Genomic DNA, 11926 nt, shown 5'->3' on the forward strand with positions numbered 1-11926 from the left:
CGGCCGGCTCGGCCACGCCGCCTTGCGCGAAGCCTGCCCTTGCGCCGGCTGCCGCGCCGCCCGGCTGGCCGGCACGCCGCCGAAGGCGGCGCCGGCGCTCAGGCTGACGGCCATCGAGCCGATCGGCTACGGGGTGCAACTGGTGTTCGACGACGGCCACGATCGCGGCATCTTCCCTTGGCCCTACCTGGCGGCGCTGGCCGCCGAGGCCGCGACGGCCTGAACCGGTCGCCGCCGCCGTGCCCGGGCCACCGCTACACCATCGGCGCGCCGATCCCGGCGGCATCGTGGATCAGCCCCATCAGCCGGCCCATCGCCGGCGCGCTCACGCGGCTGCGGCCCGCCACGGTCTGGTGCACCACCACCATGTCGTTGAGCGGATCGACGATCAGGTATTGCCCGCCATGCCCCTCGGCCCAGAACGCGCCGGGCGGCAGCTTCAGCCCGGCCGCGCCGCTGTCGGGCAGGCCGGCCCACCACAACCAGGCATATTCGGCGTCGCCGCCGCGCGTGGGCGAGACGCCGGTGGTGCTCTCGGCCACCCAGGCCGCCGGCACGATCGCGCGCTGCCGCCACTGGCCGCGGCGCAGGTAGAGCAGGCCGAAGCGCGCCAGGTCGCGCGCGCTCATGTGCAGCGGATAGGCCGGGTGGATCGAATCGGCGCCGCGCACGTAGCGGCCGTCGCGCGCCCGGTAGTCCTGCATGCCGATCGGCGCGGCGATGCGCTGCGCGAAGCTGTCGAAGATCGAGGCGCCCACCGCGTGCTCGTAGATCGTGCCGAGCACGTTGAAATCCCAGTTGTTGTAGTACCAGAAGCTGCCCGGCGCATGGCTGCCGCGCGCCGGCCGCAGGCGCTTCTCGCCCGCCGTCTCGTAGAGCGCCGGGTGGTAGACGCCCGAGCGCGCCTGCAGCAGCTCGCGCACGGTGGCCTGCTTCTCGGCCTGGCTCAGGGCCGGCGGGCGGTCGTCGATGCCGAGGCTGCCCAGGGTGGCGTCCAGGTCGATCTTGCCCTCGGCCACGGCGATCCCGATCAGCGCGCTGAGCAGGCTCTTGCGCACCGAGTTGATCTCGCGGCGCGCCGCGATCTCGCCGAAGCTGTCGACCACGCGGCCGTGCTGGACGATCAGCAGCGAGGCGGTGCCGATCGAGGCCGCGTAGGCATGGACGTCGTCGAGATCGTCGGGCGACCAGCCCAGCTTGTCGGGATCGATGCGCTCCCATTCGGCGCCGGGCCAGACGGGCGGATCGGCCAGGTCGGCCAGGCTCGGCGCGCTGGCCTGGCTCGCCGGCGCGGCCGCTGAAGCGGCAGGCGCGGCTGGCGGCGAAGCGGCGGAAGCGTCCGCGGCATCGCCGGCGGCGGGTGCCGCGGCCAGCGCCAGCGGCGGCGCGCCGGCCAGCCCGGCGGCCGTCAGGGCCAGGAACTGCCTTCGGCTGATCTTCACGTCGGTCTCCTCGGCAAGCATGGGTGCGCCCCGGCGGGCAGCGCCGGGATCATGGTTGTTTACACGTAGCGGGCGGCAGGAATCCGTCGCCGTGGCCGCGGCTTCGACTGTCGCACAAAAACGTCAGCATACGACAGCGCGATCCATCGAGTTTTCCTAAGGATTTCCACGGCGATGCGCAAGGACGCGCCGCGCTGTCACAAAAGTTGCACGCGCACCCGCTTTCGTCAGCATTCCGACAGAATCGGCGGCCCCGCATCCGCGCGGGAGCCCACCTGAGCGAAACCATCCAATCGTGCTTTCGATTCCTCGCATGCTCGTTTCGCGGGGCCGCCCGCCTTCCCTAGCATCGATTCGCTTTCCACTCGCGATCACGACAAAAAAGGAATCGTATGCTGAAGAAATCCCTCGCGCTCGGCCTCGTCTCGGCCGGCTCGCTCACCGCCCATGCGCAAAGCTCGGTCACGCTCTATGGCCTGGTGGATGCCGGCCTGGCCTATACCAACAACCAGAAAGGCGCCTCGAACGTCCAGCAGACCAGCGGCAAGCTCTCGGGCAGCCGCTGGGGCCTGAAGGGCGCGGAGGACCTGGGCGGCGGGCTGTCGGCGGTGTTTACCGTGGAGAGCGGCTTTCGCACCAACGACGGCACGCTCGGCCAGGGTGGCCGGATCTTCGGGCGCCAGGCCTTCGTCGGCCTGGGCAAGAAAGGCGTGGGCACCCTCAGCTTCGGCCGCCAGTACGAGCCGTTGTCGGACCTGGTGGCGCAGTACGCGGGGCCCGGCTTCTGGTCGCCGGCCACCCACGTGGGCGACAACGACAACCTGAACCAGACCTTCCGCATCAACAACGCCGTGAAGTTCCGCAGCGACAGCATCGCCGGCTTCACGGTGGACGGGCTCTATGCCTTCAGCAACCAGGCCAATGGCGGCGCCGGCACCGGCTTCGGCAATAATCGGGCCTGGGGGATCGCGGCGAACTACGCGAACGGCCCGCTTTCGCTGGGCGGCGGCTACCTGGTGCTGAACCATCCCAACGCGGGCAGCAATACCGGCGGCGCGATCGGCGGCGCCGGCACCAGCGCCGGCGACGACTACAGCGGCGCCTTCTTCTACGGCCTGAACGGCGGCGTGCTCAAGCAGCAGATCGCGGTGGCCGGCGCGAACTACAGCTTCGGCCGGGCGATCCTCGGTTTCGCCTGGAGCCACACGCAGCTCGACTACCTGGACGGCTCCTCGCGCAAGCTCAACAACTACGACCTGAACGCGCGCTACCTGATCACGCCCACCACCACCCTGATCGGCGTCTATGCCTTCACCGACGGCCGCGCCAGCAGCCTGCCCGGCGCCGGCGGCGGCACGCTCAAGCCGCGCTGGCACCAGTTCACGCTCGGCATCGACTATGCGTTGTCCAAGCGCACCGAGCTGTATCTGTCGGGGGTCTACCAGCTCGCGGCCGGCGACGCGAGCAGCGCCACCACGGGCGGCTACCGCTCGATCGCGGCGATCGCCGACGCGGGCACGGCGTCCTCGAACAACCGCCAGGTGGCGGCCTTCGGCGGCGTGCGCGTGAAGTTCTGACGGGATCGGGCAAGACGGCGGCCTGCTCCGGCAGGCCGCTGACCTGCCCGGCGCCGCCGCGGCCAGGCAGCGCCGGGCTTGCCCTTACTCGCCCGCGTCCGGGATCCAGGCGGCGCGCGCCACGTCGGCGCGGCGGAAGGCCGGGAATTTCGCGCTCAGTTCGGCGATGTTGTGGATATCGAACTTGCGCAGGTCGTCGCGCGTGATCAGGGTCGGCTTGATGCCGATCCGGTGCCCCGGGTCCTGCCCGGCCACCAGCAAGGCCGCGGCACGCACCGAGACGGCGCCCACCACTGCCGGGTTGGTGGCCGCCGTGGCCACCCAGGGGCTGTCGGGCGCGCGGATCGCCTGGATGTCGGCGGTCGAGATATCGGCGCTGTAGATGCGCAGCTTCGACGCGACGCCGTTTTCCTCGGCGGCCAGCTTGGCGCCGCGCGCGAATTCGTCATACGGCGCGAACACCACGCGCACGCCCGGATGGGCGCGGAACGCGGCGGCCGCCTGGTTGGCCACCGATTGCGCGATCGGGTTGTCGACGCTGCCGAAGCGCGCCACCTCCTTCACGCCGGGGTTCGCCGCCTTGAAGGCCTGCCAGACCGCGTCGCGGCGATCGAGCGGCGCGAAGCCGGCCACGTAGACATAGGCCGCATCGAAGCTCCGGCCATTGTCCTTCACCGCCTGGTCCAGCAGCAGCGTGGCGAGATCGTGGTCGCTCTGCTCGATCTGGGGCACCTTGGGATTGGCCAGGTCGACGTCGAAGGCCACCACCTTGATGCCCTTGTCGAGCGCGCGCTGCACGATGTCCTTCAGCGATTCGGGCAGCCCGTGGTTGACGATGATGGCGGCCACGCCCAGGTCGATCGCCTGCTGGATCTGGTCGCGCTGCTGGGCCGCGTCCTGGCGGCCCGCGTAGATGCGCAGGTCGACGCCGAGCGCCTTGGCCTGCTTCTGCGCGCCGGCCTCGTAGGCCTGGAAGAAATCCCCGGCGGACAGGTAGTTGACGAGCGCGATGCGCACGCCGGCCTGGTTGAACGGCGCCGGCGCGCCGGCCAGGCCCGGGTCGGCGAAAACCGGCGCGCTGCAGGCGAGCGCGAAGGCGAAGGCGGCGCACCGCGGCGCGAGCCGGAGCTTGCGGACGAGCTGGTCGATCATGGTCGGGATATCGGAAAGAGGGTTGAGGAAGGACGGCCGCCGGCGCGTGCCTAGCGCGTGCGCCGGGCGCCGATCCCGAAGGTGAAGGCCAGCGCGCCGACCAGCAGCGCGCCCTTGATGAAGTCCTGCATGTAATACGGCGCATTGAGCATGGTCAGGCCGTTGAGCAGCACGTCGACGAAGATCGCGCCGGTCACCGCGCCGACCACGTTGGGCCGCTTGAGGCCCCACACCGCGTAACCGATCAGCGCGGCGGCCACCGCGTCGAGCAGCAGCGAATGGCCGGCGCCGACGTCGCCGCGCCCCACTCGCGCGGCGATCAGCGCGCCGCCGAGCGAGGCGATGCAGGCCGAGGCGACATAGGCCGCCACGCGGTAGCGCGCGGTGGGCGCGCCGGCCAGCCGCGCGGCCGTCTCGTTGCCGCCGGTGGCATAGAGCACGCGTCCCCAGCGGCTGAACTCGGTCAGCAGCACGGCCAGGATCGTCACCGCCAGCAGGATCAGCACCGGCAGCGGCACGATATCGAGCCAGCGCAGCCGCCCCAGCGCCAGGAAGGCGGCCGGGAATTCGCCGCTGGCCTCGCTGCCGTCGGGCAGGATGGTGCCGGTGGCGAGCGACCGGCCGCCGGTCGGGATCAGTTGCAGCCCGGCCAGCAGGAACAAGGTGCCGAGCGTGGCGAGCTGGTCGGGCACCTTGAGCCGCGTGATCAGCAGGCCGTTGAGCAGGCCGGTGGCAATGCCGAGCAGCAGGCAGGCGCCCAACGCGGCCCAGGCGCCGCCGTGCCAGACCACCAGCACGTAGCTGGCCGCCATCTGCGCGGTGGCGGCGGTGCTGCCCACCGACAGGTCGAAGCCGCCCACCGCCAGCGTGATGGTCACGCCGATCGCCAGCAGCGCGACGATCGAGGCGGCCTGCAGGATGCTGAACAGGTTGTCCACGCCGATGAAGGCCGGTTCGCGCCAGGCGAAGCCGGCCACCAGCGCCAGCAGGAGCGCGACCAGCCCGCCGCGCTCGAGCCACTCGGCGGCGCGCCGCGCGCGAGGCGGCGTGCCGCCGGCGGCGGCGAGCTTGGCGGCGCCCGGCTCGGCCATGCTCTTCATGCTGCGCTCTCCCTCAAGACAGTCTCCCTCAAGACATCGTGGCTGCGGCCGATCCGCAGCCGGTCGAATTCCAACACCCGGTCGGCGACCTCGAAGGCCTCCTCGGGATCGCTGACGAATACCAGGGTGGCGTGCCCGCTCGCGCCGCGCCGCAGGATCTCGACGATCTCGGCGCGCGCGCCGACGTCGACGCCCTGGAACGGCTCGTCGAGCAGCAGCAGCCGCGCCGGCTCGACGAAGCCGCGCGCCAGCGCCACCTTCTGCTGGTTGCCGCCCGACAGGCGCGCCACGCGATCGTGCGGCCCCTGGCAGCGGATCGACATGGCGGCGATCAGTTCGGCCGCGCGAGCCTGTTCGTGGCCGCGATCGACGCGGCCGCGACGGAACCAGCGCGCCAGGAACGGGAAGCCGATCGTGCCGGCGATCGAGGCAAAGGGCACCGAATCGGGGAACAGCGAGCTGGTCCAGCGGTCCTCGCCGAGCATGAACACGCCGGCGGCGATCGACGCGGCCGGGCCGCGCGGGAGCCAGGGCCGGCCGTCGAGCGTGATCGCGCCCGAGGCGGGCGGCTCGACGCCGTACAGCGTGCGCGCCAGGCGCGATTTGCCGCCGCCGACGGGGCCCGTCAAGGCAACGATCTCGCCGCGCGCGGCATCGAGATCGAGCGGCGGCGCATCGGCGAACAGCTTCAGGCCGCGGATCGAGAGTCCTTCCCACAGCGCGGGCATCGGCGCCGCCGCGGCCTCGGTCGAGCCGGTGACGCTCGCCGTCGAGCGCGGCCGATGGCGCGGCAGGGGCCGGCCGATCATCGCCTCGGTGGCCGCGTCGTAGTCGAACGGCGCCTCCACGCGCGCCACCACGCGGCCATCGCGCAGCACCACGGCGCGATCGGCCATGCGGCGCAGGTCGCCGGGACGATGCGAGACCAGCAGGATCGCCACGCCCTGCTCGCGCAGCCGGTCCAGCGCCGCGAACAGGCGCGCGGCCTCCTCGGCCGACAGGCTGGCGGTGGGTTCGTCGAGGATCAGCAAGGCGGGCGCGGCATCGAGCGCGCGCGCCAGCGTGATCAACTGGCGCGCGGCGATCGACTGGTCGGCCGCAGGCGCCGCCAGCGGCACGTCCAGGCCGATCCGCGCGGCGATCGCGGCCGCCTCGCGGCGCCGCGTCGAGGGCCGCTCGAAGCCGATGCCGCCGCGCCGGTTCATCCGGTCGAGCAACAGGTTGTCGGCCACCGAGAGGCCCGGCACGATCGCGTCGGCGATCGACTGGTGCATGGTGGCCACGCCGCCGGCCCTGGCCTGCTGCGCGTCGCCCGGCGCGAACGGCCGTCCACGCAGATGGATCGTGCCGCCGTCGGGCCGCAGCACGCCGCTCAGGATCTTCACTACGGTCGACTTGCCGGCGCCGTTCGCGCCCATCAGCGCGACCACCTCGCCCGCGCCCAGCACCAGGTCGACACCGTCGAGCGCGCGCGTCGCGCCGAAACGCTTGAGCAAGCCGCGCGCCTCCAGCACCGGCGGCACCGCGCTCATGCGCCGGCTCCGGGCACGGATGCCCCGCGCCGGGCAAGGCTCGGCGCGGGTTGCGGAACAATCGGGGAAGGAGCGGCGCGGATCATCGAAGCGTTATACGGGCCATCCCGCGCGCGGCGCAACGAATCCGTTCTGCTATGCATATCAGCGGCACGCGGCATCGCGAAAGCAAATCAGAAATGCTTGTTTGCGTTCGGCCGGAACGCACGACAAGAATGAGCCGTCATCGAGCATCGTCGTCGATCAGTGCTCCTCTCCAATCACGCTTGCCCCAGCCGCCCTCGCCGATCCATGCCCATCCGCTTCCTGCTTCGCCTGCTGCTGCTCGCCACCCTCGCCCTGCCGGCCCTGGCCGCGCAGGCCGCCGCGCTCACCATTCGCATCGGCGTCGCCCAGCAGGGCGCGGGCGATCCGCCCACCTTCGGCGGCAGCGCCGGCGCCACGGTGCAGCAGCAGAAGCTGCTGGAGAAGGAATTCGAGCGCGACGGCATCCGCGTGCAATGGCTGTTCTTCAAGGGCGCGGGGCCGGCCGTCAACGAGGCGATCGCCGACAAGTCGATCGACTTCGCCCTGCAAGGCGACCTGCCCGCGGTGCTGGCGCGCGCCAACGGCCTGAACACGCACCTGATCGCGGCGGTGGGCGTGCGCAGCGGCATCAAGATCGGCGTGCCTACCGGCTCCGACATCCATTCGGTGAAGGACCTCAAGGGCAAGCGCGTGGGCATCTTCCGCGGCACCAACCTGCAACTCGTGATCGACAACGTGCTGGCCGCCAACGGCCTGGACGAGCGCGAGCTGCGCGTGATCAACCTCGATACCGCGAGCGCGCTGGCGGCGCTGGCCTCGAAGGGCATCGACGCCTCGGTCAACGACTACCATCTCTCGAAGCTGGTCGACAGCGGGCTGGCGAAGATCATCTACGAATCGCAGAACGACGGCCCGCAGTACACGCGGCAATCGCACCTGCTGGTGCTCGACGATTTCGAGCGCGCCCATCCCGAGCTGGTGCAGCGCGTGGTGAACGTGTTCGTGAGCGCCTCGCGCTGGGCCTCGGACGAGGCCAACCGCGACGCGCTCCTCAAGCAATGGGCGCAAAGCGGCATCCCGGTGTCGTCCTGGCAGGCCGAATTCCCGGCCGGCACGCTGAAGTCGCGCAACTCGCCGCTGCTGGACCCGTTCTTCGTGGCGCGCTACCAGGCGGTCGCCCAGGATGCGCTGAAGCTCAAGCTGATCCGCCGGCCGGTCGACGTGAAGGGCTGGATCGAGCCGAAGTACCTCGACAAGGCGCTCGAGGCCCAGCATCTCGAGCACTACTGGCCGAGCTACGACGCCGCCGGCAAGCCGCGGGCCTGAGCGCCGCCGGAGCCATCATGAGCGATACCGCGATCCCGATCGGCAAGACCACTCGCCAGGACGACGGCGCCGCTGCCGCGCGCGGTCCGTTGCGCGCGCAAGCAAACCGGCGCCGGCTGGCGGCGCTTGCCTGGCATCTCGCGCCCTGGTTGCTGCCGGCGCTGCTGTTCGCGCTGTGGAGCATCGGCTGCGAGCGCGGCTGGATCGCGCCGCAGATCCTGCCGCCGCCGGCGATGGTCTGGCAGACGCTCGAGGAACTCGCGCGCAGCGGCGACCTGCTCGCCAATACCTGGATCAGCCTGCAGCGCGTGCTGCTCGGTTTCGCGGCCGGCTCGCTGGCCGGCTTCGCGATCGGCGCCTGGCTCGGCATCTCGCGCACCGCCGAAGCCTATGTGCTGCCCAGCTTCAACGCCGTCGTGCAGATTCCCGTGCTCGGCTGGCTGCCCTTCCTGCTCCTGCTGGTGGGTGTGGGCGAGCCGCTCAAGATCATCCTGATCGCGCATGCGGCGCTGGTGCCGGTGGCGATGAGCACGCTGCAGGGCTTTCGCGAGGCGCCCGTCGCGCTCGACGAGGCCGCTCGCGTGTTCGGCTACAGCCGGCTGCAGCGGATCGTCCACGTGGTGCTGCCGGCCGCCGTGCCGACGCTGGCCACCGGCGTGCGGCTCGCCTTCACCAAGGCCTGGCTGGCGCTGGTGGTGGTCGAGCTGGTGGCCTCCTCCGAAGGGCTCGGTTACCTGATCGTGTATGGCCGGCAGTTGTTCCAGCTCGACCTGGTGATGGCGGCCGTGGTGATCGTCGGCGCGATCGGTTACGCGATCAATCGCCTGCTCGATGCGCTCGAAGCTCGCCTGCGGCGCGGCCGCGCCTCGGCGTTTCGCGGCTGAGCCTCGTCCTTCCCCAACCGGAGCCCGGCATCGTGTCCTCGTCCGCAACGCCTTCCGCAACGCCGGCCGCGCGCCGCCGGCCCGACCTGCGCGGCCTGGTATTGCCGGCGCTGGCCCTGCTCGCCTGGTGGGCCGTGGCGGCCGCCCGCCACGATCACGCGGGCCTGCTGGTCGGCCCCGACGCGGTGCTGCGCACGGCCTGGCAGCAAGTGACGAGCGGCGCGCTCGCGCGGGCGCTGTCGGCCTCGCTGGCGCGCGAGTTCGCCGGCTTCGCGATCGGCACCGCGCTCGGCCTGCTGCTCGGCACCGCCCTGGGCCTGTCGCGCATCGCGGCGCGCCTGATCGGGCCCAGCTTCGACACCTTCAAGCAGATCTCGCTGTTCGCCTGGATCCCGCTGATCTCGGTCTGGTTCGGGCTCGGCGATACCGCCAAGGTGGTGTTCCTCTCGCTGGCCGCGCTGCTGCCGGTCACCGCCCATACCTGCGACGGCATCCACGCGGTGCCGCGCGCCTATGTCGAGGTAGCGCGCACGCTGCGCTACACGCGCTGGCAATTGATCCGCCATGTGCTGCTGCCCGCGGCGCTGCCCGCGATCTGGACCGGCCTCTATCTCGGCCTGATCTACTCCTGGCTCGCGACGCTCGGCGCCGAGTACCTGCTGGTGGCCGGCAGCGGCATCGGCAACACGCTGATCGACGGCAGCGAACAGTTCCGCATGGACCTGGTGCTGTTCGGCATCATCGTGGTCGGCGTCACGGGCTGGGCGCTCAACGCCGGCGCGCGGGCGCTGGAGCGGCGCCTGCTCGCGCGCGGGCGCGCCACCTCCCGCGCATCGCTCGCCTCGTCGCCTTCACCGGAAACGCCATGACCCTCGCCCTCACCTCCGATTCGCTCGAACTGCTGCACGTGCGCAAGCGTTATGCGCAAACGGGCGGCCGCCAGCCTGCCCTCGACGTGCTCGACGACATCTCGCTGCAGGTGCGCGGCGGCGAATTCGTCAGCATCGTGGGCGCCAGCGGCTGCGGGAAATCCACGCTGCTGCGCCTGATCGCCGGGCTCGACGTCGACTACGACGGCGAGATCCGTGCCGGCGGCGAGCGCGTGCGCGATACCTCGCTGCAACGCGGCATCGTGTTCCAGGATCATCGCCTGTTCCCCTGGCTGACGGTCGCGCAGAACGTCGAGGCGGCGCTGCGCAATTCGCCGCTCGATGCCCGTGCGCGGCGCGCGGCGGTGGCCGAGCACATCGCGCTGGTCGGCCTGGCGGGATTCGAGGCGGCCTATCCGAGCCAGCTCTCGGGCGGCATGGCGCAGCGCGTGGCGATCGCGCGCGGGCTGGTGAACCGCCCACGCCTGCTGCTGCTCGACGAGCCGTTCGGCGCGCTCGATGCGCAGACGCGCACGCGCATGCAGCACGAGTTGCAGCGGATCTGGGAACAGGAGCGCATCACCATGATCCTGGTCACGCACGACGTGGACGAGGCGGTCTGGTTGGGCGAGCGCGTGATCACCATGGCGCCGCGCCCGGGCCGCATCGCGCGCATCACCGAGGTCGCGCTGCCGCGACCGCGCGAGCGGCATGGCAGCGCCTTCGCCCGGCTGCGCGACGGCATCCTCGCCGAGCTCGGCGACGACGAGGCCGCCGCGCGCACGGCGCCGCCGCTGCACGAGGCGCCACGGCCGGCAGACGGCTGGCGGCTCGCCTGGTAGGCGCGACGCTTCATCGCCACGCATCACCGCCACGCTTCGTCGCCGCGGCGATATGGATTGCCTCGATTCGCGCGCTATCGATACGAGGATTCGTCAGTTCAGTTTTGCGCTCGCGGCTGCTTGAATAGCCGAACCGATCCCCACCCACCGAAGGAGAGCTTCCGATGTCCGACGTGCAGATTGCCCACTCGTCCCCGCGTGCCGCGCCCTTGTCCGCCCGTGCCGTCGATACGCCGCTCGCGCTGCGCCGCGTGGCTGGCCGCATCGGCGCGGAAGTTTCGGATTTCGAATTGTCGGCCGACATCGACGAGCCGCGTTTCGCGGCCCTGCTCGATGCGCTGCATACCCACAAGGTGCTGTTCTTCCGCGGCCAGCATCATCTCGACGACGCGGCCCAGGAAGCCTTCGCGCGCCGCTTCGGCCAAACCGTCGCGCATCCGACCGTGCCCTCGGTGGACGGCACCGCCGCCCTGCTCGAACTCGATTCGCAGCACGGCGCGCGCGCCAATTCCTGGCATACCGACGTGACCTTCGTCGATGCCTACCCGAAGGTGTCGATCCTGCGCGCGGTGGTGATCCCGCCGGCCGGCGGCGACACCGTCTGGGCCAACACGGCCGCCGCCTACCAGCACCTGCCGGCGCCGCTGCGCGCGCTGGCCGACACGCTGTGGGCGATCCATACCAATGCCTACGACTACGCCGCCTCGCACGTGAACGCCGATGCCGACCAGCTCAAGCGCTATCGCGAGGTGTTCACCTCCACCGTCTACGAAACCGAGCATCCGGTGGTGCGCGTGCATCCGGTCACGGGCGAGCGCACCCTGGTGCTCGGGCATTTCGTGCAACGCATCAAGGGCCTGTCGACGGGCGAATCGGCGCATCTGCTGCAGGTGCTGCACGAGCACGTGACGCGCCTGGAGAACACCGTGCGCTGGAACTGGCGCGAGGGCGACGTGGCGATCTGGGACAACCGCGCGACCCAGCACTACGCCATCAACGACTACGGCGACGCGCGCCGCGTGGTGCGCCGCGCCACCGTGCACGGCGACGTGCCGGTCAGCGTGGACGGGCGCCACAGCGTGGTGCTGAAGGGCCCCGGCGCCACCCTGCAATGACGCGGCGGCCGGGCGGCCCGGGCGCCTGGCAGCGTCGCCCGGCCGCTCCCGCCTAGCGCC

At 71.4% G+C, this 11926-nt stretch carries 11 protein-coding genes; 7 read left to right on the plus strand and 4 right to left on the minus strand.

The features are described from left to right. Positions 1 to 223: DUF971 domain-containing protein (locus F3J18_RS31980; RefSeq protein ID WP_166916100.1), on the plus strand; the 223-nt coding region annotated here is incomplete at its 5' end. 31 nt (positions 224 to 254) lie between these two features. On the opposite strand, the gene F3J18_RS31985 is transcribed toward F3J18_RS31980, so the two are convergent. Next, positions 255 to 1442: a serine hydrolase gene (locus F3J18_RS31985; protein ID WP_345892535.1), complete on the minus strand. Its 1188-nt coding sequence runs from the start codon at positions 1440 to 1442 to the stop codon at positions 255 to 257. 392 nt (positions 1443 to 1834) lie between these two features. Here F3J18_RS31985 and F3J18_RS31990 point away from each other — a divergent pair, with 392 nt between their 5' ends. Further along, positions 1835 to 3019 carry a porin gene (locus F3J18_RS31990; RefSeq protein WP_166916104.1) on the plus strand — a complete coding sequence of 395 codons (1185 nt, stop codon included), beginning with the start codon at positions 1835 to 1837 and terminating at the stop codon, positions 3017 to 3019. 84 nt (positions 3020 to 3103) lie between these two features. On the opposite strand, the gene F3J18_RS31995 is transcribed toward F3J18_RS31990, so the two are convergent. Genes F3J18_RS31995 through F3J18_RS32005 form a run of 3 tightly spaced genes read right to left on the minus strand, consistent with a single transcriptional unit; the run spans position 3104 to position 6803 of the window. Next, on the minus strand, positions 3104 to 4171 hold the full coding sequence (locus tag F3J18_RS31995) for a substrate-binding domain-containing protein (protein ID WP_166916106.1): 1068 nt from the start codon (positions 4169 to 4171) through the stop codon (positions 3104 to 3106). A 50-nt stretch (positions 4172 to 4221) separates the two neighbouring features. After that, complete coding sequence (locus tag F3J18_RS32000; protein ID WP_152554405.1) at positions 4222 to 5262, minus strand: ABC transporter permease; 1041 nt, start codon at positions 5260 to 5262, stop codon at positions 4222 to 4224. 5 nt (positions 5263 to 5267) lie between these two features. Further along, entirely contained in the window at positions 5268 to 6803 is a 1536-nt protein-coding gene (locus F3J18_RS32005; protein ID WP_166916108.1) for a sugar ABC transporter ATP-binding protein, read from the minus strand. A gap of 291 nt (positions 6804 to 7094) precedes the next feature. On the opposite strand from F3J18_RS32005, the gene F3J18_RS32010 reads away from it, so the two are divergent. The 5 genes from F3J18_RS32010 to F3J18_RS32030 all read left to right on the plus strand — a co-directional run bounded on the left by F3J18_RS32010 (position 7095) and on the right by F3J18_RS32030 (position 11866). Then, positions 7095 to 8156 carry an ABC transporter substrate-binding protein gene (locus F3J18_RS32010; RefSeq protein WP_166916110.1) on the plus strand — a complete coding sequence of 354 codons (1062 nt, stop codon included), beginning with the start codon at positions 7095 to 7097 and terminating at the stop codon, positions 8154 to 8156. Positions 8157 to 8173: 17 nt separating this feature from the next. After that, positions 8174 to 9040, plus strand: a complete 867-nt coding sequence (locus F3J18_RS32015; RefSeq protein WP_166916112.1) for an ABC transporter permease — start codon at positions 8174 to 8176, stop codon at positions 9038 to 9040. A gap of 32 nt (positions 9041 to 9072) precedes the next feature. Further along, complete coding sequence (locus tag F3J18_RS32020) at positions 9073 to 9909, plus strand: ABC transporter permease (RefSeq protein ID WP_166916114.1); 837 nt, start codon at positions 9073 to 9075, stop codon at positions 9907 to 9909. Then, a complete protein-coding gene (locus F3J18_RS32025) occupies positions 9906 to 10751 on the plus strand; it encodes an ABC transporter ATP-binding protein (protein ID WP_166916116.1) in 846 nt (281 codons plus the stop codon). Before F3J18_RS32020 ends, F3J18_RS32025 begins: the two co-directional genes overlap by 4 nt. Positions 10752 to 10915: 164 nt before the next feature. Beyond that, complete coding sequence (locus tag F3J18_RS32030) at positions 10916 to 11866, plus strand: TauD/TfdA family dioxygenase (protein WP_166916117.1); 951 nt, start codon at positions 10916 to 10918, stop codon at positions 11864 to 11866. The last annotated feature ends 60 nt before the right edge of the window (positions 11867 to 11926 follow it).

It is taken from the genome of Burkholderia sp. Ax-1720 (assembly GCF_011753035.1).
GTDB lineage: Bacteria > Pseudomonadota > Gammaproteobacteria > Burkholderiales > Burkholderiaceae > Burkholderia > Burkholderia gladioli.